The organism is Faecalibacterium prausnitzii, assembly GCF_003287405.1.
Classification (GTDB): domain Bacteria; phylum Bacillota; class Clostridia; order Oscillospirales; family Ruminococcaceae; genus Faecalibacterium; species Faecalibacterium intestinale.
Window position 1 is genome coordinate 128101 of the sequence record NZ_PRLD01000005.1, and the last position, 23729, is coordinate 151829.

Below are 23729 nucleotides of genomic sequence, written 5' to 3' on the forward strand. Positions count from 1 at the left end.
CAGATGGCGACTATCCGCAAAAAACACAGAGCGCCGGTGTCGGTGTTCCAGCGAGACCCGGGCCCGTGGTCCCGGTTGCTGATCGACTGGCTGGCTACGCTGGCTGTTATTATGATCTTTGGGCTGGTGATGCTGTTCAGCGCCAGCTATACCACTGGTTACCTGCGCATGGGCGACAGCTTCCACTACATCAAACAGCAGGCGCTGTGTATGATGCTCGGGCTGGGCTGTATATTCCTTATGAGCTATGTGGACCACCGTTTTCTGCGCAAGATGGTGGTGCCGGGGTACATCATCGTGCTGGCCATGCTGGCCGTCACCCTGACCATGGCTCCTCTGAACGGCTGCCGCCGCTGGATCCGCTTCGGCGGGCTTACACTGCAATCCTCGGAGGTAGCAAAGTTTGAGATGATCCTGTTCAGTTCCCATCTTGCGGCCAAAGCGCCGCAGGTGGAGCGGCTGGACCCGGAGCGCCGCATCCTGCTTACCCCCCGGGAGTGGCTGCGGGTGCGGGTGTGGAAGCAGCTGGTGGTGCCGGTGCTGCCCCTTGTGCCGGTGGTCATCCTGCTGGCGCTGGAGCCGCATATGTCCGGCATCGTGCTGACGGTGGCGGTGGTGGGCACCATCCTGCTGCTGTCCGGCAGCGGCGGTGTGCTGACATGGGCGGGTGCCGTTACGGCGGGTGCCCTGCTGGAAACGCTGCTCTCTCATGTGGACTCCATCCCTTACCTGCAAAAGCGTCTGGACGGCTGGACGCAGGATCTGAGCAAGATGACCGACCAGACCGTGCAGAGCCTTTACGCCATCGGCTCCGGCGGGTTGAAGGGACTGGGGCTGGGCAACAGTGTGGAAAAGCAGCTCTGGCTACCGGAAAGCACCAACGACTTCATCTTCAGCGTGGTGTGTGAGGAGCTGGGCTTCATCGGCGCAGTGCTCATCATCGTGCTGTTCGTGCTGTTCATCGTGCAGGGGCTGCTCATCGCCTATAAGGCGGAGAACCTGTACTGCACCATGGTGGGCATCGGCATCATGGCACAGATCGCGTGGCAGGTGTTCTGCAACATCGCCGTGGTCACCAACACCCTGCCCAATACCGGCATCAGCCTGCCCTTCTTCTCCTCCGGCGGCACCAGCCTGATTTTGCTGCTGGCAGAGATGGGCGTGATGGTGAACATAGGCCGCAACGGCGAGCGGGTGGCGCAGCAGCGGGAGCAGATGCGTGCCCAGCGGGAAGCCGCCCGCGCTGAGCGGGAAGCGGAACTTGCCCGCAAGACCATTGATCTGGCTTCTGCCCGCGCAGCCCGCACAGAACAGTAAAACAAACCGCAAGCCCGCCCGGCCGCAGGCCGGGCGTTTATAAGGAGGAATCACCATGCGTGTTCTCATTGCAGCCGGCGGCACTGCCGGACATATCAACCCCGCACTGGCCATTGCCGGTGCTCTGAAAAAGGCTGACCCTACCGCCGAGATCCACTTTGCAGGCCGTAAGGAGGGCATGGAGTACCGTCTGGTCACACAGGCGGGCTACCCCTTCCACCACATTGAGATCACCGGCTTCCAGCGCAAGCTCAGCCTGCACAACATCAAGCGCAACATCATCACCCTGTGGAATCTGGCCCTCTCCGGCCCTAAGGCCAAGGCCATGATGAAAGAGGTAAAGCCGGATCTCGTCATCGGCTGCGGCGGCTATGTGTCCGGGCCGGTGGTGCGCTGCGCCGCCAAAATGGGCATCCACACCGCCCTGCACGAGCAGAACGCCTTTCCCGGTGTGACCAACAAGCTGCTGGCTCCGGATGTGGATATCGTGTTTGCCGCCGTGCCTGCCGCTGTGGAAAAGCTGGGCGCACCGGACAAGACCCTTGTGGTGGGCAACCCCGTGCGGCCGGAAGTGTTTGCACAGGCCGCGAACCGCGAAGCCATCCGCGCACAGCTGGGCGCGGGCGACCGCACCGTCATCCTGTCCTTTGGCGGCAGCTTGGGCGCACGCCGGGTCAACGAGGTGGTGGCAGACCTGTGCGCATGGGAGCAGCACGAGCACAAGCCGGTGCTGCATCTGCACGCCACCGGGCAGTACGGGGTGCAGCTGTTTGAGCAGCTGCAAAAGCAGAAGGGCTTTGCCCCCGGCGACAGCCTTGTGGTAAAGGAATACATCAACAATATGCCGGAACTGCTGGCTGCGGCAGATCTCGTCATCAGCCGCGCCGGTGCGCTGACGCTGGCAGAGCTGGAAGCCGTGGGACGCGCCGCTGTGCTGATCCCCAGCCCCAATGTGGCCGAAAACCACCAGTACTACAACGCCATGGAGCTGCAAAAGGCAGGGGCGGCCATGGTCATTGAGGAAAAAGACCTGACCGGCGAAAAGCTGGTGCAGACGGTGGCCGAAATGCTGGCACAGCCCGGCAAGCTGGCTGAAATGGGCAAAAACGCCCGCAGCCTGTCGGTGGATGACAGTCTGGACCGCATCACTGCGGCGCTGCTCAAGCTGGTAAAGACCCCGTGATGCAGACCCGGAATAAACAAGAAGGAAGGTGCGAATGATGCAGCAGAACCGTGACCGCAACGGCAGACCCCGGAACACCAGACCCTATGACCTGAACCGGGATGTGGCGCGCACCTCTGCGCCTTCGCAGGATCATAATGCGCCCCGGAGCACCGGCAGCAGCCGCTACGGCTACAACGGCGAGCCGCTCAGCCGCCCGCCCTCCCGCAGTGCCAACGGCAGTGTGCGCTCCTCCCGGGCGGATAACAGCATTCAGTTCCCAACCCAGCCCCAGTCCCAGACCCGCCGTCCGGCGCAAGGGCAGGGGAGCAATACCACCCAGTACCCCGCCGGCAGCCGCCCGGCGGGCAGCAGACCAAAAAACGCGAAGTCCGGCGGCAAACAGCGCCGCCCGGCAAACAATGCCCGCAGCGGGCAGAGCAGCCGGAAAAACCAGAACGCGCAAAACCGCCCGAACCGGCAGCACCCGGCGGGCAACGGTCAGCGCCTGCGCCCGGCGCAGACTGCCCCGCAGCAAAGCCCTGCCCGTCGGGAAAAGCGCAAAACGCGCAAGGTGACCCGCGCCACCCTGCGCCGCCGCCGGATACTGCGCCGCCTGACCGCCTTTGCCATGCTGCTGTGCGTCATTGGCGCGGGCATCTACCTGACCATGACCATGCTGTTCCGCATCAATTCCATTCAGGTGCAGACCCCGGACGGCAAGCAGGTGACCGAGATCGCGGGCTATTCCGCAGACAGCATTTTGCAGCGGATGGGCGTGCAGCTGGAAGAGAACATTTTCAGCTTTGAGCCCGGCGAAAAGGCCGCTGTGCTGGAGCAGAATTTCCCGCTGCTGGGCTCCATCAAGGTGATCCGGGATTACCCCAACACCGTGGTGGTGCAGGTGACCGAAGCCGTGCCCGCCTACGCGGTGCAAAACGGCAGCAAGTGGCTTGTGATCTCGGACAAATGGAAGATCCTGTCCGAGGAAAGCACCCAGCCCGAGGGGCTTTGCACCCTGTACGGCGGTAAGCTGCAGGATACCGCCCCGGGACAGGCGTTCTGCCTTGTGGAGGATGCGGACGCAGCAAGCGTCTCCGGGTCGGAAGCAGCCGGGAGCGAAAGCACGGCAGACACAGGGGATGCCCGCATGGAAGCTCTGAGCACCTTGGTGAGCAAGCTGGAAGAATACGGCCTGTCGCAGGATGTGACACGGCTGGAAGTGGCAGACACCGAACAGATCGCATTTTTGTATCAGGACCGCATCAGCGTGCTGTTGGGTACGCTGAACGATCTGGATTATAAGCTGGACCGCGCCCGCTATGTGCTGACCAACGCCGATGGCAAGGGCTGCGGCCCCACCGACACCGGGCGGCTGGATTTCAGCCATACCAGCGCCAGCAGCACCCGCAAGATCTATTTTGCACAGGGCGAGCCTACGCTGCCCTCCGGCTATGTGGTGCCGCCCAAGGTTGAGGAACCCGCCCCGGCAGAGGACGCCGCCGACAGCACGGACAGCACCGAGGGTGTAGAGCCCACGGATACCGCCGAACCGGCGGCTGAAGCGGACACCGAGCAGCTGCCTCTGACCCACCCTGACCGCATGACGGCCAACGAAGAAGAAAACCCCATGTAAAGAAGCTTTTTGGAGGAGACTGTATGAAGCTGGAACAACTGATGGAAGGCGTGCCCTTTACCCTTGTGCAGGGCAGTCTGGATACTGAGATCGCAGATATCATCTACGACAGCCGCAAGGCTGCCCCGGGGCGTTTGTTCGTGTGCATCGTGGGCACCCAGCGGGACAGCCACGCGTTTGCTGCCGACTGCACCGCCAAGGGGGTCAGCGCGCTGGTCATCCAGCACGACATCGACCTTTCTGCCATGCCCGGGGTGACCGTGGTCAAGGTGGAGAATAGCCGCTATGCCATGGCACTGATGAGCGCCAACCTCTTTGGAAACCCTGCCCGTCAGATGACCATGATCGGCGTCACCGGCACCAAGGGTAAGACCACCACCACCCACATGATCAAAAGCGTGCTGGAGGCCGCAGGCCGCAAGGTAGGCATGATCGGCACCAACGGCATCTACTATATGGGACGCCACAAGGACACCGCCAACACCACCCCGGAAAGCTACGAGCTGCAAAAGACCTTCCGGGAGTTTCTGGATGCCGGCTGCGACACCGCACTGATGGAAGTGTCCAGTCAGGGTCTGATGATGGACCGTGTGGCGGGCGTGCACTACGATGTGGGCGTGTTCACCAACCTTTCGCCGGATCATATCGGCCCCGGCGAGCACAAGACCTTTGAGGAGTACCGCAGCTGGAAGGGACAGCTGTTCAAGCGCTGCGATGTGGGCGTGGTGAATATCGATGACGAGAACACCGCCGCCCTGCTGGAGGGTCATACCTGCAAATTGGTCACCTATGGCCGCGATGAAAAGGCCGACTACCGCGAGACCGGATACGAGCTGCTGCGCACCCACGATTTTCTGGGCGTTGCCTTCCACGTTACCGGCAAGGACGAGATGGACGTCAAGGTGAATATGCCCGGCGAGTTCAGCGTGTACAACGCGCTGGCTGCGCTGGCCGTGGGCAAGGTGCTGGGTCTGCCGGATGCCGCCATCCACGATGGTCTGGGCAAGTGCGTGGTGAAGGGACGTGTGGAGCTGGTGCCCATCAGCAAAAAGTTCACCATCCTGCTGGATTACGCCCACAACGAGGTATCCACCGAGAGCCTGCTTACCACCCTGCGCGCCTACAAGCCCCACCGTCTGGTGGTGGTGTTCGGCTGCGGCGGCAACCGCTCCAAGCTGCGCCGCTACGGCATGGGCGAGATCTGCGCCAAGATGGCCGATTTCTCCATCCTCACCGAGGACAACAACCGCTTTGAAAAGGTGGAGGACATCATCGCGGATATCCGCGAGGGCATGAACAAGGGCAACCCGGACGCAAAGTTCGTGGAGATTCCCGACCGTCTGGACGCGCTGCACTACGCAGTGGATCACGCACAGGAGGGCGATCTGATCGCCGTCATCGGCAAGGGTCACGAGACCTACCGCGACCGCGAGGGCGTCAAGACCCCCTTCCTTGAGCGGGAGCTGCTGGAGGAATACGCCCAGCAGATCGGGCTGGAATAAGAAAATAATAATATTATTGCGGGAAAAGCCGCTGCACAAAGCACTGTGCAGCGGCTTTTTTGCGCCCTGTGCAGGGGGCTATATAAAAAGGAAGCAAACTGTGACAAAAGTGTAAAAGATAAAAATATTTAACTAAATCCATTGACTTATCCGACGAATTAGCTATAATGGTCGTGTTCGATACCTCACAAATTTTAGGTAAATAATCAATACAATCATACAACATAAAGGAGAATACTACCATGACTTTCGAGGAAATGAAGAAGATCGTTGTCGATACCCTGAGCTGCGATGAGGACAAGGTGACCATGGAGGCCAGCCTGACCGAGGATCTGGAGGCCGACAGCCTGGACGCTGTGGAGCTGAACATGGCACTGGAAGAGGCCTGCGGCGTGTCCATCCCCGATGAGGAGCTGGCAAACCTCAAGACCGTGGGCGATATCTTCAACTACATCAATGCCCATGTCTGAGGCTGACCGAGGCGAAACGCGATGAACAGTATCAAAGACCTGCTGCCGGGCAGTATGCGGGAGCGCACCTTCCAGCTGAAAGCCCGGCGGGATGCGGGTGCCGTGTGGAACGACCCGCAGTTCGTGGAATGCAAAAAGTGCGGACGCCGCGCCACCCGCCAGATCTGGAACAAGGCGCAGTACGTTTGCCCCAACTGCGGGGTGCACCTGCCCATCGGCGGGTACTACCGCCTGAACCTGATTTTGGACAAGGGCAGCTTCCGGGAATTGGATGCCGACCTTGCCCCGCAGGATGTGCTGCAGTTTCCCGGCTACCCGGAAAAGCTGGAAGCACAGACAGGCAAGACCGGCTTGAAGGAAGCTGTCATCACCGCCACGGGGCGCATCGAGGGCACCCCGGTGGTGGCTGCGGTGCTGGACAGCCGGTTCTTTATGGGCAGCATGAGCACCACTGTGGGCGAAAAGATCACCCGCGCCGTGGAGCACGCCACCGCAAAGCACCTGCCGCTGATCATCTTTTCGGCCAGCGGCGGCGCCCGGATGCAGGAGGGCATTTTCAGCCTGATGCAGATGGCAAAGACCTCTGCCGCCATCGAGCGGTTCTCCGCCCGGGGCGGGCTGTACATCAGCGTGCTGACCCACCCCACCACCGGCGGTGTGACTGCCAGCTTTGCCAGCCTTGGCGACATCATGCTGGCCGAGCCCGGGGCGCTGATCGGCTTTGCGGGCCCCCGGGTCATTGAACAGACCATCGGCGAAAAGCTGCCCGCAGGCTTCCAGCGCAGCGAGTTCCAGTACGAGCACGGCTTTGTGGACAAGGTAGTGCCCCGTACCGAAATGCGCGAAACACTGGCGCAGCTGCTGCGTCTGCACGCCTGAGGAGGGAGCGCCTTATGATCAAGGACATCTTACAACAGCTCGCACCGCTGGATGAAAAGATCGCCGCCTTGCGCGGCGACCCGGCGGACGAGAATATGACCGATATCACCAACCACGCTGCCGAGCTGGCAGAGCTTTCCGCACAGGAGGACGCTTTGCTGTCCGGCTGCGGGGCGCTGACTGCAGAGGACAGGGTCTTTTTGGCACGCCACCCGGAGCGCCCCCACATCGACGAGATCGTGGATGCACTGTTCACCGACTTCTTTGAGCAGTGCGGCGACCGCCAGTGCAAGGAAGATGCCGCCATTCTGGGCGGTGTGGCACTGTTCCATGGCCAGCCGGTCACGGTCATCGGCCACCGCAAGGGCAGCACGCTGGAAGAAAACCTGCGCTGCAACTTTGGTATGCCCGGGCCGGAGGGCTACCGCAAGGCCCTGCGCCTGATGAAGCAGGCCGAAAAATTTGACCGTCCCATCATCACCTTTATCGACACCCCGGGTGCGTACCCCGGCAAGGATGCCGAGGAGCGCGGACAGGGCGAAGCCATTGCCCGCAACCTGATGGAGATGAGCGGCCTGACCGTGCCGGTGATCGCAGTGGTCACCGGCGAGGGCTCCTCCGGCGGCGCACTGGCGCTGGGTGTGGCAAACCGCATCCTGATGCTGGAAAACGCCGTTTACTCGGTGCTGAGCCCCGAGGGCTTTGCCAGCATCCTGTGGAAGGATTCCTCCCGCAGCGGCGAAGCCTGCGAGATCATGAAGCTGACCGCGCAGGATCTGTACAAGGACGGCATCGTGGAAGAGATCATCCCGGAGCCGGTGGGCGGCGCACAGCGTGCCCACGGGGTACTGTTCGGCAATCTGGACGAGGCACTGCGGCGTCAGCTGCGCAGCCTTGACCGCATGAACGGCCGTCAGCTGGCCGAGCAGCGCTACCAGAAATTCCGTCAGATCGGAGAAATGAGGAAAGCATGAAGGGTTTGCGTCTGATCGCCACCGGCGGGGCTTTGCCCGGCCGCACGGTCACCAACGAAGAGCTGAGCCGCACCGTGGATACCAGCGACGAGTGGATCACCACCCGCACCGGCATCCGCACCCGGCACTACTGCACCGAGGGCGAAAATGCCGCCACACTGGCCATTGCCGCCGCAAAGCAGGCGCTGCAGCGCAGCGGTCTTGCCCCGGCAGACATTGCCTGCTGCGTCTGCGCCACCCTTTCCGCGCCGGATGCCACCCCAAGCGTGGCCTGTCAGGTGCAGGCGGCGCTGGCACTGCCGGAAAACCGCCCCGCACTGGATGTGAACGCCGCCTGCTCCGGCTTTTTGTACGGCACGGCGGTGGCGCGCGGTCTGCTGGCTACGCTGGGCGGGCAGTACGCGCTGGTCATCGGCACAGAGGCGCTCTCCCGCCTGATGGACCCCGCCGACCGTTCCACCTGCGTGCTGTTCGGCGATGGTGCCGGTGCGGCGGTGTTTGAACTGACCGACACCGCCGCGCCCTTTGCCATCACGCTGGGGGCTCGGGGCGATGCCGCCATCCATGCCGGCGGCCCCAGCCGTGCAGGCTCGGCACCCATCAGCATGGACGGCAGGGCGGTGTTCCGCTTTGCGGTGGATGCCCTGCCCAAGTGCCTGCACACCGTGCTGGACGAGACCGGTCTTACGCTGGACGGGCTGGACTGGGTGGTCTGCCATCAGGCCAACAGCCGCATCATCGACCACTGCGTCAAGGCGCTGCACGCCGACGGTGCAAAGTTCTACAAAAACATGGATCGCCACGGCAATACCAGTGCTGCCAGCATCCCGGTGGCGCTGAACGAGCTGGCTGAAAGCGGCCAGCTGCACCCCGGCCAGACCCTTGCCTGCATTGGCTTCGGCGGCGGCCTGACCTGGGGCGGCATGATCGTGGAATATAAAGGATAAAGACCATGAAACTTTTAAACGAGATCTTGGGGACGAAATACCCCATCATTCAGGGCGGCATGGCAAACATTGCCACCGGCGAGTTTGCCGCCGCCTGTTCCAACGCCGGTGCACTGGGCATCATCGGTGCGGGCGGCATGAATGCCGATACCCTGCGCCAGAACATCCGCCGCTGCCGGGAGCTGACCGACAAGCCCTTTGGCGTAAACATCATGCTCATGCACCCGCAGGCAGATGAGTTTGCCCAAATCGTGGTGGAGGAAAAGGTCGCCGTGGTCACTACCGGCGCAGGCAACCCGGGAAAATACGTTCCCATGTGGAAAGCTGCCGGCATCAAGGTGATCCCGGTGGTGGCTGCTGCCGTGCTGGCACGGCATCTGGAGCCGCTGGGCATCGATGCTATCATTGCCGAGGGCACCGAGAGCGGCGGCCATGTGGGCGAGATGACCACCATGGCACTGGTGCCGCAGGTGGTGGACGCAGTCAGCGTGCCGGTCATTGCCGCAGGCGGCATTGCCGATGGCCGTCAGCTGGCGGCTGCGCTGGCGCTGGGCGCTTGCGGGGTGCAGGTGGGCACCTGCCTGCTGGCAAGCGAGGAGTGCCCCATCCACCCCAACTACAAGGCCGCGCTGCTCAAAGCCGGGGACAGTGACACCATCGTCACCGGGCGCACTGTGGGTGCACCGGTGCGGGTGCTGAAAAACCGCATGAGCCGGGAGTATGTCCGTCAGGAAAAGGCGGGCGCGGACAAGATGGAGCTGGAAAAATACACGCTGGGCAGCCTGCGCCGCGCCGTCTTTGAGGGCGACACGGTAAGCGGCAGCCTGATGGCCGGTCAGGTGGCCGGAATGCTGCACGAGGTGCGCCCCGTGGCGGACATCCTTGCCGACCTGTGGCAGGGCGGGAGGCAGCGCATCGCCGCGCTGAACACCGAATGCTGACCCTTGGCGGCAAGCCCCTGCAAGTACCCATTTTGCAGGGCGGCATGGGCGTGGGCGTCTCGCTGGGTGGGCTGGCCGGTGCGGTAGCGGCCTGCGGCGGCATGGGGTGCATCTCCACCGCCGATGCAGGCTACCGCGAGCCGGATTTTGCCCGTGACCCGGCGGCTGCCAACCACCGCGCCCTGACCGCAGAGATCCAAAAAGCAAAGGCCATCGCCGGGGGCATGGGTCTGGTGGCCATCAACGCCATGGTAGCCACCCGGGACTATGCCGACGCCATCCGCACCGCTGTGGCGGCGGGGGTGGATGCCGTGGTCTCCGGTGCGGGTCTGCCGCTGGAGCTGCCGGGCATCGTGGGCACCAAAGAGGTGGCCATTGCGCCCATCGTATCCAGCGCCCGGGCGGCAAAGCTCATCCTGCGCCGCTGGGCAAAGGGCTTTGACCGCACCGCCGATTTTGTGGTCATCGAGGGCTGCAAGGCGGGCGGGCATCTCGGCTTTGCCGAGGAGGACCTGCTGGCTGACCGCTGCCAGACCTTGGACGAAATTCTGCCCGGGGTGCTGGCCGAGGTAAAGCCTTACGAGGAACAATACGGCCACGCCATCCCGGTATTCGTAGCGGGCGGCGTGTACACCGGTGCCGACATGGCACACTTTACAAAGCTTGGCGCTGCGGGCGTACAGCTTGCCACTCGCTTTATCCCTACCTACGAGTGCGACGCCTCCCAGACCTACAAGGACGTGTTGCTGGCGGCAAAGCCGGAGGATGTGCGCATCATCCACAGCCCGGTGGGAATGCCCGGCCGCGCCCTGAACACCCCGCTGGTGCAGGCGCTGGCCGAGGGCAAACGCTTTCCGCCCAAGCACTGCGCCCGGTGTCTCAAGACCTGCGACCCCGTCGCCGTGCCCTACTGCATCACCCACGCCCTCATCGAGGCGGTGAAGGGCAACGTGGAGGAAGGGCTCTTCTTCTGCGGCGAAAACGTGGGCAGGCTGGACCGGATGCGCACCGTGCGCGAGCTGATGGACGAACTTGTGACCGAATGGAGGCAGAACTTATGAAGCTTGCCGTACTTTACGCCGGTCAGGGTGCGCAGCACCCCGGCATGGGCAAGGAATTTTACGAAGCATCTCCCGCCTTCCGGGCGGCCTTTGACAGCGCAGCGCTGGATTTTGACCTGCACCGCGTCTGTTTTGAGGACCCGGACGGCGTTTTGAACCAGACCGAATACACCCAGCCCTGCATGGTGGCCTTTGCCTGCGGTGTGACCGCCGTGCTGGCGGAAAAGGGTGTAAAGCCCGCCTATCTGGCGGGGCTTTCGCTGGGCGAATACTCCGCGCTGCAGGCAGCCGGGGTGTTCACCGCAAAGCAGGCCATCGAGCTGACCGCCTTCCGGGGCAAGGCCATGGCCGAAGCTGCAAAGGGCCTTGCCTGCGGCATGACCGCCGTGCTGGGGCTGGACAGAGAAAAACTGTCTGCCTGCTGCGAACAGGCTGCAGAGACGGGCTGTGTGCAGATCTGCAACTACAACTGCCCGGGGCAGCTGGTCATCGGCGGTGAGAAAGCCGCTGTGGAGCAGGCCGCTGCGCTGGCAAAGGAAGCCGGTGCCCGCCGCTGCATCCCGCTGAAGGTCAGCGGCCCCTTCCACACAAAGCTGATGGCTCCCGCAGGGGATGCGCTGGCACAGCGCTTTGCGGGCGAGAACTTCGGCACCATGGAGACGCCGGTGCTGTTCAACTGTCTGGGGCATGAAAAGGCCGAGACCGACAGCATCCCGCAGCTGCTGGTAAAGCAGGTGCAGAGCAGCGTCTACATGGAAGATACCCTGCGCCGTCTGGGCGAGCTGGGCGTGGACCACATTCTGGAAGTCGGCCCCGGCAGCGCCCTGAGCGGTTTTGTGAAAAAGACCCTGCCCGGGGTGGTCTGCACCGCAGTAGAGACCCCGGAACAGCTGGATGCGGTGCTGACCGCATGGAAGGAAGCAGAATGAGCGATGAAAAGCTGACCCGCGCCGCCATCGTTACCGGCGGCAGCCGGGGCATTGGCCGCGCAGTGTGCGTGGCACTGGCAAAGCAGGGCTGCAATGTGGTGGTGAACTACTGCCACGGCGCAGAGCCTGCGGAGCAGACGGCAGCGCTCTGCCGCGCCGAGGGCGTGCAGGCGGTGACCGTGCAGGCGGATGTATCCACCGCTGAGGGCTGCAAAGCGCTGTTCGATGCCGCCGCCGAGGCCTTTGGCCGGGTGGATGTGCTGGTGAACAACGCGGGCATCACCCGGGACAACCTGATCTTGCGCCTGACCGAGCAGGATTTTGACGCGGTGCTGGACACCAACCTGAAAAGCGCCTTTCTCTGCTGCAAGGAAGCTGCCCGCCGCATGGTGCGCCAGCGCTATGGCCGCATCGTGAACCTTTCCAGCGTGGTGGCGCTGCGCGGCAACGCCGGGCAGACCAACTACGCCGCCAGCAAGGCGGGGCTCATCGGCCTGACCAAGAGCCTTGCCCGGGAGCTGGCCGCACGGAACGTGACCGTGAACGCGGTAGCGCCCGGCTTTATCGACACCGACATGACTGCCGTGCTGCCGGAGACTGTGCGCACCGGCATGACGCAGGGCATCCCCGCAGGCCGCGCAGGCCAGCCGGAGGATGTGGCGCAGGCAGTGGCGTTTTTTGCCGCAGAACAAAGCAGCTATCTCACCGGGCAGGTGCTCTGTGTGGACGGCGGCATGGCAATGTAAAGGAGAACCCTTATGGAAAAACGCAGAGTTGTGATCACCGGACTTGGCACGGTGAACCCGCTGGGCAACAATGTGGCCGACAGCTGGGCAGCAGCCCGTGCCGGTAAATGCGGCATCGGCCCCATCACTCAGTTCGATACCACCGACTTCAAGTGCAAACTGGCCGGTGAGGTAAAGGATTTTGACCCCGCGACTGTGGTGGACAAAAAGGAAGTCCGCAAGATGGCGCGCTTCACCCTGCTGGCACTGGGCGCTGCCGCCGAAGCCATTGCAGACAGCGGCATCGATACGGAAGCCGAGGGCAAAAACATCGGCGTCATCCTGTCCAGCGGCATCGGCGGTCTGCCCACCATTGAGGAGCAGCACGCCCGCGGCGAGGAAAAGGGCATGGAGAAGGTAAGCCCCTACTTTGTGCCCATGGCCATTGCCAACATGGCAGCGGCACAGGTGGCTATCCGCTTCGGCCTGAAGGGGATGTGCACCTGCCCGGTCACGGCCTGCGCCGGCGGCACCAACGCCGTGGGCGACGCCTTCCACCGCATCCGGGACGGCTACGAGCCGGTGATGGTCTGCGGCGGCGCGGAAAGCTGCATCAGCCCCTTGGGCATCGGCGGCTTTACCAGCATGAAGGCGCTTTCCACCGCCACCGACCCGGACGCTGCCAGCCTGCCCTTTGATGCCCGCCGCGGCGGCTTTGTCATGGGCGAGGGCAGCGGTGTGCTGGTGCTGGAGGAGCTGGAACACGCAAAAGCGCGCGGCGCACACATCTACGCCGAGGTGGTGGGCTACGGTGCCAACTGCGACGCCTACCACTTTACCGCACCGGCTCCCGGCGGCGTGGGCGCCATCGACTGCATGAAGCTGACCTTGGCAGATGCTGGGCTTGCACCGGAGCAGGTGGACCATATCAACGCCCACGGCACCGGCACCCACATGAACGATGCCTGCGAGACTGCCGCCATTCACGCCGTGTTCGGCGCACACGCAAAGGAGATGACCGTGGTCAGCACCAAGAGCATGACCGGTCATCTGCTGGGCGGTGCGGGCGGCATTGAGGCCGTGTTCACCGCGCTGGCGCTGCGGGATCAGTTCGCCCCGCCCACCATCCACTACGCCCAGCCCGACCCGGAGTGCGATCTGGATTATGTGCCCAACACCGGGCGGCAGCAGGAGATGCAGTACGCACTGAGCAACAGCTTGGGCTTTGGCGGTCACAACGCCTGCATCGCCCTGCGCAGATGGGAGGGCTGACCTGTGGCAGAACCCCGTACCGTGCGTGAAAATGCCAACACTCTGAGCAGTGTGCAGATCGCGGAGATCTTGCCCCACCGCTACCCCTTTGCCCTCGTGGACCGCATTCTGGACTACGAGCCGGGGCAGTGGGCCATCGGCCGCAAGTGCGTCACCCGCAACGAGGAGTTTTTCAACGGCCACTTCCCGGCACAGCCGGTCATGCCCGGCGTACTGCTGCTGGAAGCGCTGGCACAGACCGGCGCTGTGGCAGCGCTGAGCCTGCCGGAAAACAAGGGCAAGCTGGCGCTGTTCGGCGGCATCAAGAGTGCCCGCTTCCGCAGGCAGGTCGTCCCCGGGGATGTGCTCACCCTGCACTGTGAACTGGTGCAGCAGCACGGCGCTGTGGGCGTAGGCAAGGCTTCGGCATGGGTGGACGGCAAGTGCGCCGTCACCGCAGAGCTGACCTTTGTGCTGACCGAAGCAGCAGAATAAAAACAGAAAACGCTCCCGTTCATCCCCTGTGGCGATGAACGGGAGCGTTTGATTTACAAAGCGCTTACAGCTTCTTGCCGGTCAGCAGCTCATAGGCTTCCAGATACTTGGCAATGGTCTTGTCAATGACATCCTGCGGCAGGTCGTAGTTGCTGTCGGGGTTGGCCTTCAGCCAGTCGCGGACAAACTGCTTGTCGAAGGAGGGCTGGCTGTGACCCGGCTCGTAGCCCTCCAGCGGCCAGAAGCGGGAGGAGTCCGGGGTCAGCATCTCGTCGCCCAGCACCACGTTGCCGTCCTCGTCCAGACCAAACTCGAACTTGGTGTCGGCAATGATGATGCCGCGGGAAAGTGCGTACTCGGCGCACTTTTTGTACAGAGCGATGGTGTAGTCGCGCAGCTTGGTAGCGTACTCCAGACCGTGGCCGGGGAACTGCTTTTCCAGCACGTCGATGCTCTGCTCGTAGGAGATGTTCTCGTCGTGGTCACCGATCTCTGCCTTGGTGGAGGGGGTGTAGATGGGCTCGGGCAGCTTATCGGACTCCTTGAGACCCTCGGGCAGCTGGATGCCGCACACCTTGCCGGTCTTTTGGTAGCTGGCCCAGCCGCTGCCGGTGATGTAGCCGCGCACGATGCACTCGATGGGCAGCATGGTCAGCTTGCGGCACATCATGCTGTTGCCGGTGAACTGGGGCTGACGGAAGAACTCCGGCATATCCTGCACATCCACGCTCAGCATATGGTTGGGCAGCAGATCGCGGGTATAATCGAACCAGAACTTGCTCATCTGGGTGAGCACGGTACCCTTTTTGGTGACCTTGTTTTTCAGGATGACGTCAAACGCAGAAATGCGGTCGGTGGCAACCATGATCAGGCTGTCGCCATTGTCGTAGATCTCGCGGACCTTGCCTTCTTTGATGGGTTTGAACTCAGTCATAATCAAACACTCCATTTTTCCATGTTCTCGGCAGCGCAGCAGCGCAGCGCAGTTCTTACCCTACTATTCTACCATACTGCCGCGCGGTTTAAAAGGAACAGAATAAAAGAAAAACGGGCAAGTTTTGTGTTTTTATCGTGAAAAGTGCGCAAAAAACAGCAGGAAATTTCGGCGTTTTGACGATAAAAGTCGTACTTTATCCCCAAATGCACGCACCTTTGCAAAATGCAGTCATGGACAAGCGCCGCCAGTTGCGGTATCATAAGAGTATAAGAGAACGTGTGCCCCTGCAAGGGGGCACGACAGCAGATGAGGAGGTAAAGAGTATGGGCAAATTTCCCAAGGGCTTTTTGTGGGGCGGCGCTACCGCTGCCAACCAGTGCGAGGGTGCATGGCAGGCAGACGGCAAGGGTCTTGCCACGGTGGATGTGACCCCCTTCGGCCCGGATCGTTTCCCGGTGGCAACGGGCTATATGGAGATGCTGGATTGTGACGATGCGCATTTCTACCCCAGCCACGAAGCCATTGACCTGTATCACCATTATAAAGAGGATATCGCCCTGTTTGCAGAGATGGGCTTCAAGTGCTTCCGGCTGTCCATTGCATGGACGCGCATCCTGCCCAACGGCGATGACGCCCAGCCCAACGAGGCGGGGCTGGCCTTCTACGACAGCATTTTTGACGAGTGCCATAAGTACGGCATCGAGCCGCTGGTCACCATCTGCCACTTTGACACTCCCATTGCCCTCATTAAAAAATACGGCGGCTGGAAAGACCGCCGCATGGTGGACGCCTACGTCCACTACTGCGAGGTGCTGTTCGACCGTTTCAAGGGCAAGGTGAAGTACTGGCTCACCTTCAACGAGATCAATATGCTGCTGCACCTCTCCTTTACCGGCGCAGGGCTGGTGTTCTATCCCGGCGAGAACGTGGAGCAGGTCAAGTATCAGGCTGCCCATCACGAGCTGGTAGCCAGCGCAAAGGCGGTAAAGCTGGCGCACGAAAAAATGCCGGACGCCATGGTGGGCTGTATGCTGGCAGCGGGACAGTTCTACCCCCGCACCTGCGCCCCGGAGGATGTGCGGGCGGCGCAGGAAGCCGATCGGGACAACTACTTCTTTACCGATGTGCAGGTGCGCGGCGCTTACCCCGTGTGGGCTAAAAAGCGGATGGAGCGTGCCGGGGTGCAGCTGCGCACCCAGCCGGAGGACGACCGCACGCTGCGGGAGGGCACGGTGGATTTTGTATCCTTCAGTTACTATTCCAGCCGCTGCATCACGGTGGATAAGGAGCTGATGGCGGCAGAAAATGCGGAAGGCAACGCCGTGTCGGCATCGGTGAAGAACCCCTACCTGAAAGCCAGCGAGTGGGGCTGGGCCATCGACCCGGTGGGTCTGCGGGTGACGTTGAACACCATCTACGACCGGTACGAAAAGCCCATGTTCATCGTGGAGAACGGTCTGGGTGCGGTGGATACCGTAGAACCGGACGGCTCCATCCACGACAGCTACCGCATCGATTATTTGCGGGCGCACATCGAGGAGATGGAAAAGGCCGTCAACGAGGACGGTCTGCCCCTGATGGGCTACACCACATGGGGTCCCATCGACCTTGTAAGCGCTTCCACCGGCGAGATGAAAAAGCGGTACGGCTTTATCTATGTGGACAAGGACAACGCCGGCAACGGCACCCTTGCCCGCAGCCGGAAGGACAGTTTTTACTGGTACAAAAAGGTCATTGCTTCGGACGGCGAGGACTTGGCTTGAGCCAACGCCCCGGCACTGTTTGCGGAACAGCAGCGCCGGGGCATCCATGTGTGAGGACGAACCGATAACGGAGAAAATTTATGACACCACAAATCATTGCACACCGCGGTGCTTCCTACCTTGCACCGGAAAATACCCTGATCGCCTTTAAAAAAGCCATGGAGCTGGGCGCGGACGGTGTGGAGATGGACGTACAGCAGACCAGCGATGCCGGGCTTGTGATCCACCATGACTATATGATCGATCTGCACACGGATATTTCCGGTAAGATCTACGATATGACCATGGGCGATCTAAAGACGCTGGATTTTGGCAGCTGGAAGGACGTATTGTTCAAGGACGAGAAGATCGCTACCCTGCAGGAGGCCATGGAGCTGTGCAGGCAGATGCCGGGGTGCACCGTGCATCTGGAGCTGAAATCCACTATGGACAACGACCCGGACTTTGTGCCCCGGGTGCTGGAGGTACTGCAGCAGACCGAGATGGTGGAGCAGGTGATCCTTGTCTCCTTCAACCACGCGCTGCTGCGGCAGGCAAAGCAGCTGCTGCCGGAACTGCGGGTAGGCGCGCTGGTATACGGCGAGCTGGAAAGCCTGCTGCTGCCGCCGCCCATCATCTGGAAGGATCTGGGGCTGACCAACGGCATGGACGAAATGGAAGCCATGGATACCGCCCTGTCGGAGAGCGCAGCAGATGAGGAAAACTGCAGCTGGATGACCCGTTGGATGAGCGACAAGGTAAGTATGCTGCGGGCAAGCTTTCCCGGCGAGAGCCTGAACGAGATCTACAAGAACTTGATGGCGCAGCGGGATCTGCCCACCTATATCCGCAGTCTGGACTTTGTGCCGGAGTGGGTCAGCTGCGAGTACCACACTGCCTACAAAAATGCCGGTTTCATTGACGAACTGCACGAGATGGGCATCAAGGTGTCTCTGTGGACGGTGGATATGGAAGATACCGTCCGCAGTCTGCTGCGTACCAGCGCCGATGCCTACATCACCAACCGTCCCGACCGTGTGCGGGAATGGATGGAAAAGGAGCAGGCAGCAACGGCTGCCGGCAAATAATGTCAAGCAAAAAACACCGTCGTGCCTGCGGGCACGACGGTGTTTTTTGTGTAATGCGCCGTTATTGCTGCTGCACCAGCTCGATGAACACGTTCATCTGCGGGGTCACCCATTTATCCCGGTGGTAGAACAGCTGCCGGTGCATCATGACGGTGCAGTCCGGCACGTTCAGCCGCGCCAGACGCCCCTCGGCCAGTGCGCTGCGCACGATATACTCCGGCAAAAAGGAAAGCCCCATGCCCTGCTCCACCATCTGGCACAGCAGCGCGGCGCTGCCCAGCTCCAGATAGGGGTGGATGGCAAGACCGTGCGCCGCCATGCACTGGTCCAGCGCGTCCCGGTAGCTCATGCCCCGCTCGGTAAGCAGGAATTCCTGCCGGGGCAGAAGGTCCAGCGGGATGGTGTTTTCCTGCGCCAGCGGATGCTGCGGCGGTGCAATGAAGCACACCGGCTCCGGTACGTCTGCCGCCAGCACCAGCGCAGGCTGCAAAAGGGGCTGGTCCAGCGTGTAGACAAGGTCTACCTGATTGGTGCTCAGCAATTGCAGCATCTCGTCCGTGGAAGCGGTATGCAGCACCAGTTCCACCTGCGGGCAGCGGGCGTGGTAGCGCTGCAATAGTCCCGGCAAAAAGGTGCTGCATACGGAATCCGCCAGCGCAATGCGCAGGCTGCCCCGCACCTGCTGGGCGGGCTGCAAGGCGGCCTGCGCCTGCTGGGCAGTTTCCAGCAGGGTGCGGGCGTAGCGTAAAAAGGTCTGGCCGGCATCGGTCAGACGTACCGTTTTGCCCACGCGGTCAAACAGCGGGGTGCCCAGTTCGGCTTCCAGCTGTGCAATTTGGGAGGACACCGCCGACTGCGAGTAGCCAAGCTGCCGCGCGGTGCGGGAAAAGCTGTGCAGCTCGGCGATGTGCAGAAAGGTGTTGACAGTCCGCAGTTCCATGAACAGCTCCTTTTATAACAGGGTGATGTCCCGCACGGTGAGCTGAGCACCGTCCACGGTAAAATGCACCTCCAGCCCGGCAAACTCCATGCCGTACACCCGCTGCGGGTCGTGCTGGTAGGAGGGGCGGGGGTCACTGGCAAGCACGCCCTGCAAAGCGGCGCGGTCGGCTTCCGGTACGGTCTGCCACAGCGCTTCAGGGCAGGACACTTCCAGATGGTGGGTGCGGGTCTGCCCGGTAAAGCCCTCGGCGGCGTCCGGGTGGCAGTCGGCGTAGGGAATGTAGGGCTTGATATCGTAGATGGGGGTGCCGTCCATCAGGTCGGCACCGCGCACGATGAGCACCGGCCCCACATCCGGGCGCTGCTCAATGGCTTCCAGCTTTACGCTGGAAAGTCCCAACGGGTTCGGCCGGAAGGGCGACCGGGTGGCGAATACGCCCACCCGGGTGTTGCCGCCAAGGCGCGGCGGGCGCACGGTAGGGGACCAGCTTTCCCGTACTGCGCCGGAAAACTGCCATACCAGCCAGATGTGGCTGAAATCCTCTAACCCGCGCAGGGCATCGGGGTTGCGGTATTCCGGGGTAAAGATGATCTCGCCCCGCAGCTCTTCTACCAGCCCGCTCTGGCGCGGGATGCCGAACTTGGTGGGAAAGGCGGTATGGATATGGGCAATGACCTTCAGGGTCATGGCTTCAGGTGCCTGTTGCATGATGAACTCCTTGCTCAATAGATCTTTTCAATGGGACAGTCGGCGGGGATGCCGTACCGGCTGCGGAAAGCCTGCAATTCCTGCGGGCTGCGGATCAGCTGCACCTCAGTAAAATGGCCGGTGTGCAGATCCTGAAACCCGGCCACCTGCTCCCCGGTGCAGATGCTGCATCGCAGTACCGGCTTCTGGGCGGTGGGGTCGTAGGATGAGGACATTTTCTTTTTGCCGAACACAGGCTGCTCCTTTCTCTCCTTATCTTATAAGCCGCGGCAAAGTCCCACGGCTTTGCCTTCGATGTGCAGCTCCGAAAGCTGCTCTCCGGCGTAGAACATGGGCGGGCATACGGCGGCGTTATCCGCCAGCAGCATCACGGCATCGCCCTGCCGGTGGAAGTGCTTGAGAGTGGCTTCCTCGCCCACCCGCACGGCGGCGATCTCGCCCTGCTCCACCTCGGGCTGGCAGCGGATGCAGACGATGTCCCCGTTGCATATTGTGGGTGCCATGCTGTCTCCGTGGCAGGTCAGAGCAAAATCCGCGTGCCATGCGGCAGGCACCCCGATATAGCATTCAATGTTCTGCTCGGCGGTGATGGGCGTGCCGCAGGCGATGGAGCCGATCAGCGGCACCTGCACCATAGCGGGCAGCGGCTCAAAGCCCGGGGGACAGGCGCAGGGTGCGCCCAGCCCCAGCAGGGCGGCGGGGGTGGTCTCCAGCGCCTGCGCCAGTTCCTCTACCTTGGACTGGGGCAGGTCGTTGATGCCTTTTTCCAGCTTGGTGATAGAGGAACGGGAGCGGTAGCCCATGCGCCGGGCAAGCTCCTCCTGCGAAAGACCCAGCTGCTCCCGGCGCAGACGGACACGGGTAGATAGATCGGACATGGCAGTTCTCCTAAAAACAATGCGTTGTAATGTGCGATAGAATGTTCTGGGTTGAGTATAGCAGAAAATTTCCTGAAAATCAACAATTCCCGCGCGTTTTGGGAATTTTAGGTTGACAACAAATCAACAACGGAGTATAATACAACCAATGATTGTTGCAAATGCGGTGAACTACAAAAAAGGAGCGAAGCCATGGCAAACACAAACCTGATCTACACCTACATCCAAGACAGCGGCTACAAGCTGCAGTATGTGGCCAGTGTGCTGCACATCAGCAGCAACACCCTGCGGCACAAGCTGCTGGGCGAGACCCAGTTCAAGCTGGACGAAGCCGAGCGGCTTTCCACCATGCTGGGGCTGACGATGGCCGAGCGGGACGCCTGTTTTTTCGATGCCGAGAACCGGTTCTCGCGCAGTGCAGCGCTGGAACTGCCCAAAAGGGGGAAGCGCCAGTGACACCGGAACAGCGAGACCTGACCCGGAACGCCCTGCGCAGGTACGGCGAGCGTCACTGGGCGCGCACGCCGGAAAACCGCCGCTGGCAAAGTGCCATTGATGAGGGCATCGACTACTATCAAGCGCACGACCCCATGCGGGCAGACCTGCTGCGGATGCGCTTTTTTGAGCGGCGACCGGAGGACGAGATCTTAGAGCAGCTGCACATCGGCCGCACCACCTACCAGAAGGCGCTGCAGGATCTTTTGAGCACCATCGCTGTCTACGCCGCCCAGCGTGGAGCGTTCTGAGCAAACAACCGTGAAAAGTACCCCGGAAATGTCCGCAGACGTTTTTGGCGTACAAACATAAACAACTAGGGCTGCTGCACCGTGTTTCGTGCAGCAGCCCTGTTTTGGTTATTTCTTTTTAGCGTCCGGATCCTCGCAATGGCTGTGGCAGGAGGCGCAGTTGCCGCTGCAGCCCTCGCCCTTCCAGCCGCCCTGTCTGGAGATCCAGACCACAGCCAGCGCAAACAGCACAGCCAATATTACCAGCGTGATGATCCCGCGAAGTGTCAGCATATTCATCCCTCGATTTCTCTTATGCAGCTTTCTGCCCCCAAGTATACACGATTTGCAGGCAAAGAGCAACAGCCTGCCGCACATTTTTTTGTGCAGGGCGCAGCAGCTGCTGCTGCCCGGCGGTAATGTTGCACGCCCGGTAGTCAGCGTGCTTTATTTGCAGCCAGAGAAAGTGTTTCGAAAAAAGTAAAATAATTTTAAATTAGGGCTTGCATTTCGGCAAATGCCGTGCTATAATAATCACGTTCCAGTTCGGAACGCACAACACAAGCGAATATGGAGGATTAGCTCAGCTGGTTAGAGCACCTGCATCACACGCAGGGGGTCTGGGGTTCGAGTCCCTAATTCTCCACCAAACAGTTCGTACTCGAACCCGAGAGGGTTCGGGTGCGTTTTTTGTTTATCGGAGGGTTTGCCTGCGCAACAGAGCGGCAAACAGGCAAAGGCAGGGCATCGCGCACGACACATATTATAAACAAAGCAGGGGCTGCTGCACAGGGAAGAAACCTTGTGCAGCAGCCCCTTATATTATATGTAGGAAGGATCAGTCTTTCTTCTCTGCGGTGCGGGCAAAGAAGTTGGCAAGGACAGCGCCGGAAATGTTATGCCACACCGAGAACACAGCGCCGGGGATGGTTGCCAGCGGATACTGTGCAAAGTGGGCAGCGGCCAGAGAGGTGGCAAGACCGGAGTTCTGCATACCCACCTCGATGGAGATTGCGCGGCACTTGGTGGAATCCAGCTTCAGCAGCTTGCCCACGCCAAAACCGGTAAGGTAGCCCAGCAGGTTGTGCAGGATGACCACGGCAAGGATCAGCAGGCCGCTGGTCATGATCTTAGCGGAGTTGGCAGACACAACGGCGCAGATGATCAGCACGATGGCGGTGGTGGAGATCAGCGGCAGCACGCGGACGGCGTTCTGTGTGAAGGCATGGAAGAAGTGGTTGACCACAAAGCCCAGTGCGATGGGAACCAGCACCACCTTGACGATGGACAGGAACATATTTACAGGGTTCACATCCACGCGCTGGCCGGCATACAGCAGGGTGAGCAGCGGGGTGAGGAAGGGTGCCAGCACGGTGGAAACGGCAGTCATGCCAACGGACAGCGCAACGTCGCCCTTGGACAGATAGGTCATCACGTTAGAGGAGGTGCCGCCGGGGCAGGTGCCCACCAGAATGACGCCGATGGCCAGCTCGGTGGGCAGGTGGAACAGCTGGGTCAGCGCCCATGCCAGGAAGGGCATCAGGGTGAACTGTGCAATGCAGCCGATGATCACGTCCTTCGGGCGGCTGAACACCACCTTGAAGTCCTCCGGCTTCAGGGTAAGACCCATGCCGAACATGACGATGCCCAGCAGGGTGTTGACCCATGCGGTCTTTACCACGCTGAAGGGACCGGGGAACAGCAGCGCCAGCGCCGCCACCACAATGACGATGACGGCCATGTACTTGCCCACAAAATCGCTTACTTTTTCCAATGTTTTCATGATGATACTCCTTTTTCCTGAACACTTATTTTTGCGGATGTAAAGGCAATGAAACATCCGGGAAATGGCTTTCCCGCAAACAAAAACGCCTTTGTCCCTTACGGTTCGTAAGAGACAAAGGCGTATAAACTCCTCTGCGGTACCACTCTTATTGCCGGTGCAAAGCCCGGCCCCTCAGTGCGCATCCAACAATGCGCGGCTCGTGATAACGGAAGCCTGCCGTTCCCGCTTACTGGGGCGTATACACCGCCCATTCAGCAGGAAAGCTCGGAGAGGATCTTCCCACGGACGCCCTGCACTGCCTTGCACCAGCCGGCAGCTCTCTGCAGCATTCTTTCCGGGTACTCTTTCTCGTCATAGCCGAATATTTCACTGCCACGGAGTATACTCCCCCTAAAGGCGGAAGTCAAGGGATGCGGCCTGTCTGCTTTTTCACCTGATTCACATCAAAGGTGAACACAGCTCATGCTGTGCTGCCTTGCCATGGGCTGCACCGCGCTGCGCGGGTCAAATTTCCAACTTTTTACAAATAAAGGGAAAACTGCCGTTTGCTATATAAAAGTAAACGTTTTCGGCCGCGTTACTAAAAAAATACAACATAGAATATAAACAAAATCCCGGTAAAACCGGTTGACA

The 23729-nt window shown here is 61.1% G+C and carries 25 protein-coding genes, 1 tRNA gene and 1 other annotated feature; of the genes, 19 read left to right on the forward strand and 7 right to left on the reverse strand.

Annotation, left to right across the window (positions count from 1 at the left end; genetic code table 11):
• Positions 1 to 3: 3 nt before the first annotated feature.
• The 14 genes from C4N24_RS06790 to fabZ all read left to right on the forward strand — a co-directional run bounded on the left by C4N24_RS06790 (position 4) and on the right by fabZ (position 14289).
• Positions 4 to 1317 (forward strand): FtsW/RodA/SpoVE family cell cycle protein, encoded by a 1314-nt coding sequence (locus C4N24_RS06790; RefSeq protein WP_112090814.1) that lies wholly within the window; start codon positions 4 to 6, stop codon positions 1315 to 1317.
• A gap of 55 nt (positions 1318 to 1372) precedes the next feature.
• On the forward strand, positions 1373 to 2500 hold the full coding sequence (gene murG, locus C4N24_RS06795) for an undecaprenyldiphospho-muramoylpentapeptide beta-N-acetylglucosaminyltransferase (protein WP_112090815.1): 1128 nt from the start codon (positions 1373 to 1375) through the stop codon (positions 2498 to 2500).
• Positions 2501 to 2534: 34 nt separating this feature from the next.
• The gene (locus C4N24_RS06800; protein WP_112090816.1) at positions 2535 to 4115 is read left to right on the forward strand and encodes a cell division protein FtsQ/DivIB; all 1581 of its coding nucleotides are present in this window, start codon (positions 2535 to 2537) and stop codon (positions 4113 to 4115) included.
• A 23-nt stretch (positions 4116 to 4138) separates the two neighbouring features.
• A complete protein-coding gene (locus C4N24_RS06805; RefSeq protein ID WP_112090817.1) occupies positions 4139 to 5617 on the forward strand; it encodes a UDP-N-acetylmuramoyl-L-alanyl-D-glutamate--2,6-diaminopimelate ligase in 1479 nt (492 codons plus the stop codon).
• A 242-nt stretch (positions 5618 to 5859) separates the two neighbouring features.
• Positions 5860 to 6087, forward strand: a complete 228-nt coding sequence (acpP, locus tag C4N24_RS06810; protein ID WP_015537410.1) for an acyl carrier protein — start codon at positions 5860 to 5862, stop codon at positions 6085 to 6087.
• 21 nt (positions 6088 to 6108) lie between these two features.
• Entirely contained in the window at positions 6109 to 6966 is an 858-nt protein-coding gene (gene accD, locus C4N24_RS06815) for an acetyl-CoA carboxylase, carboxyltransferase subunit beta (protein WP_112090818.1), read from the forward strand.
• Between the two features lie 14 nt (positions 6967 to 6980).
• Entirely contained in the window at positions 6981 to 7940 is a 960-nt protein-coding gene (locus C4N24_RS06820) for an acetyl-CoA carboxylase carboxyltransferase subunit alpha (protein ID WP_112090819.1), read from the forward strand.
• The gene (locus tag C4N24_RS06825; protein ID WP_112090820.1) at positions 7937 to 8887 is read left to right on the forward strand and encodes a beta-ketoacyl-ACP synthase 3; all 951 of its coding nucleotides are present in this window, start codon (positions 7937 to 7939) and stop codon (positions 8885 to 8887) included. The genes C4N24_RS06820 and C4N24_RS06825 overlap by 4 nt, the downstream gene beginning before the upstream one ends.
• A 5-nt stretch (positions 8888 to 8892) precedes the next feature.
• On the forward strand, positions 8893 to 9828 hold the full coding sequence (locus C4N24_RS06830) for a DUF561 domain-containing protein (protein ID WP_112090821.1): 936 nt from the start codon (positions 8893 to 8895) through the stop codon (positions 9826 to 9828).
• Entirely contained in the window at positions 9822 to 10889 is a 1068-nt protein-coding gene (locus C4N24_RS06835) for an NAD(P)H-dependent flavin oxidoreductase (RefSeq protein ID WP_112090822.1), read from the forward strand. Before C4N24_RS06830 ends, C4N24_RS06835 begins: the two co-directional genes overlap by 7 nt.
• Entirely contained in the window at positions 10886 to 11818 is a 933-nt protein-coding gene (fabD, locus tag C4N24_RS06840) for an ACP S-malonyltransferase (RefSeq protein WP_112090823.1), read from the forward strand. Before C4N24_RS06835 ends, fabD begins: the two co-directional genes overlap by 4 nt.
• Positions 11815 to 12564 (forward strand): 3-oxoacyl-[acyl-carrier-protein] reductase, encoded by a 750-nt coding sequence (fabG, locus tag C4N24_RS06845; protein ID WP_112090824.1) that lies wholly within the window; start codon positions 11815 to 11817, stop codon positions 12562 to 12564. The genes fabD and fabG overlap by 4 nt, the downstream gene beginning before the upstream one ends.
• Before the next feature lie 12 nt (positions 12565 to 12576).
• The gene (gene fabF, locus C4N24_RS06850) at positions 12577 to 13815 is read left to right on the forward strand and encodes a beta-ketoacyl-ACP synthase II (protein ID WP_112090825.1); all 1239 of its coding nucleotides are present in this window, start codon (positions 12577 to 12579) and stop codon (positions 13813 to 13815) included.
• Positions 13816 to 13818: 3 nt separating this feature from the next.
• Positions 13819 to 14289, forward strand: a complete 471-nt coding sequence (gene fabZ / locus C4N24_RS06855) for a 3-hydroxyacyl-ACP dehydratase FabZ (RefSeq protein WP_112090826.1) — start codon at positions 13819 to 13821, stop codon at positions 14287 to 14289.
• A gap of 64 nt (positions 14290 to 14353) precedes the next feature.
• On the opposite strand, the gene C4N24_RS06860 is transcribed toward fabZ, so the two are convergent.
• Positions 14354 to 15223: a phosphoribosylaminoimidazolesuccinocarboxamide synthase gene (locus C4N24_RS06860; RefSeq protein ID WP_112090827.1), complete on the reverse strand. Its 870-nt coding sequence runs from the start codon at positions 15221 to 15223 to the stop codon at positions 14354 to 14356.
• Between the two features lie 326 nt (positions 15224 to 15549).
• Between C4N24_RS06860 and C4N24_RS06865 the strand changes: the two genes are divergently transcribed.
• Complete coding sequence (locus C4N24_RS06865) at positions 15550 to 16989, forward strand: 6-phospho-beta-glucosidase (RefSeq protein ID WP_112090828.1); 1440 nt, start codon at positions 15550 to 15552, stop codon at positions 16987 to 16989.
• Positions 16990 to 17069: 80 nt separating this feature from the next.
• Complete coding sequence (locus C4N24_RS06870; RefSeq protein ID WP_112090829.1) at positions 17070 to 18056, forward strand: glycerophosphodiester phosphodiesterase; 987 nt, start codon at positions 17070 to 17072, stop codon at positions 18054 to 18056.
• Between the two features lie 61 nt (positions 18057 to 18117).
• Here the strand turns inward: C4N24_RS06870 and C4N24_RS06875 are convergent, their stop codons facing one another.
• Genes C4N24_RS06875 through C4N24_RS06890 form a run of 4 tightly spaced genes read right to left on the reverse strand, consistent with a single transcriptional unit; the run spans position 18118 to position 20585 of the window.
• On the reverse strand, positions 18118 to 18996 hold the full coding sequence (locus C4N24_RS06875) for a LysR family transcriptional regulator (RefSeq protein ID WP_112090830.1): 879 nt from the start codon (positions 18994 to 18996) through the stop codon (positions 18118 to 18120).
• A 12-nt stretch (positions 18997 to 19008) separates the two neighbouring features.
• Positions 19009 to 19707 (reverse strand): tRNA (N6-threonylcarbamoyladenosine(37)-N6)-methyltransferase TrmO, encoded by a 699-nt coding sequence (tsaA, locus tag C4N24_RS06880; protein WP_112090831.1) that lies wholly within the window; start codon positions 19705 to 19707, stop codon positions 19009 to 19011.
• A gap of 14 nt (positions 19708 to 19721) precedes the next feature.
• The gene (locus C4N24_RS06885; RefSeq protein ID WP_242983209.1) at positions 19722 to 19940 is read right to left on the reverse strand and encodes an aspartate dehydrogenase; all 219 of its coding nucleotides are present in this window, start codon (positions 19938 to 19940) and stop codon (positions 19722 to 19724) included.
• A 24-nt stretch (positions 19941 to 19964) separates the two neighbouring features.
• Positions 19965 to 20585 carry a LexA family protein gene (locus tag C4N24_RS06890; protein WP_112090832.1) on the reverse strand — a complete coding sequence of 207 codons (621 nt, stop codon included), beginning with the start codon at positions 20583 to 20585 and terminating at the stop codon, positions 19965 to 19967.
• Positions 20586 to 20777: 192 nt separating this feature from the next.
• On the opposite strand from C4N24_RS06890, the gene C4N24_RS06895 reads away from it, so the two are divergent.
• Both C4N24_RS06895 and C4N24_RS06900 read left to right on the forward strand, forming a co-directional pair.
• Entirely contained in the window at positions 20778 to 21041 is a 264-nt protein-coding gene (locus C4N24_RS06895) for an XRE family transcriptional regulator (RefSeq protein WP_112090833.1), read from the forward strand.
• Positions 21038 to 21331 (forward strand): hypothetical protein, encoded by a 294-nt coding sequence (locus C4N24_RS06900; RefSeq protein ID WP_112090834.1) that lies wholly within the window; start codon positions 21038 to 21040, stop codon positions 21329 to 21331. The genes C4N24_RS06895 and C4N24_RS06900 overlap by 4 nt, the downstream gene beginning before the upstream one ends.
• A 108-nt stretch (positions 21332 to 21439) precedes the next feature.
• On the opposite strand, the gene C4N24_RS06905 is transcribed toward C4N24_RS06900, so the two are convergent.
• Entirely contained in the window at positions 21440 to 21610 is a 171-nt protein-coding gene (locus C4N24_RS06905) for a FeoB-associated Cys-rich membrane protein (RefSeq protein WP_112090835.1), read from the reverse strand.
• A gap of 272 nt (positions 21611 to 21882) precedes the next feature.
• Between C4N24_RS06905 and C4N24_RS06910 the strand changes: the two genes are divergently transcribed.
• Positions 21883 to 21959 (forward strand) — tRNA-Val (locus C4N24_RS06910).
• 189 nt (positions 21960 to 22148) lie between these two features.
• Here the strand turns inward: C4N24_RS06910 and C4N24_RS06915 are convergent.
• Positions 22149 to 23093: a bile acid:sodium symporter family protein gene (locus C4N24_RS06915; RefSeq protein ID WP_112090836.1), complete on the reverse strand. Its 945-nt coding sequence runs from the start codon at positions 23091 to 23093 to the stop codon at positions 22149 to 22151.
• A 107-nt stretch (positions 23094 to 23200) separates the two neighbouring features.
• Positions 23201 to 23460 (reverse strand) — a binding site (T-box leader).
• Positions 23461 to 23729: the final 269 nt, after the last annotated feature.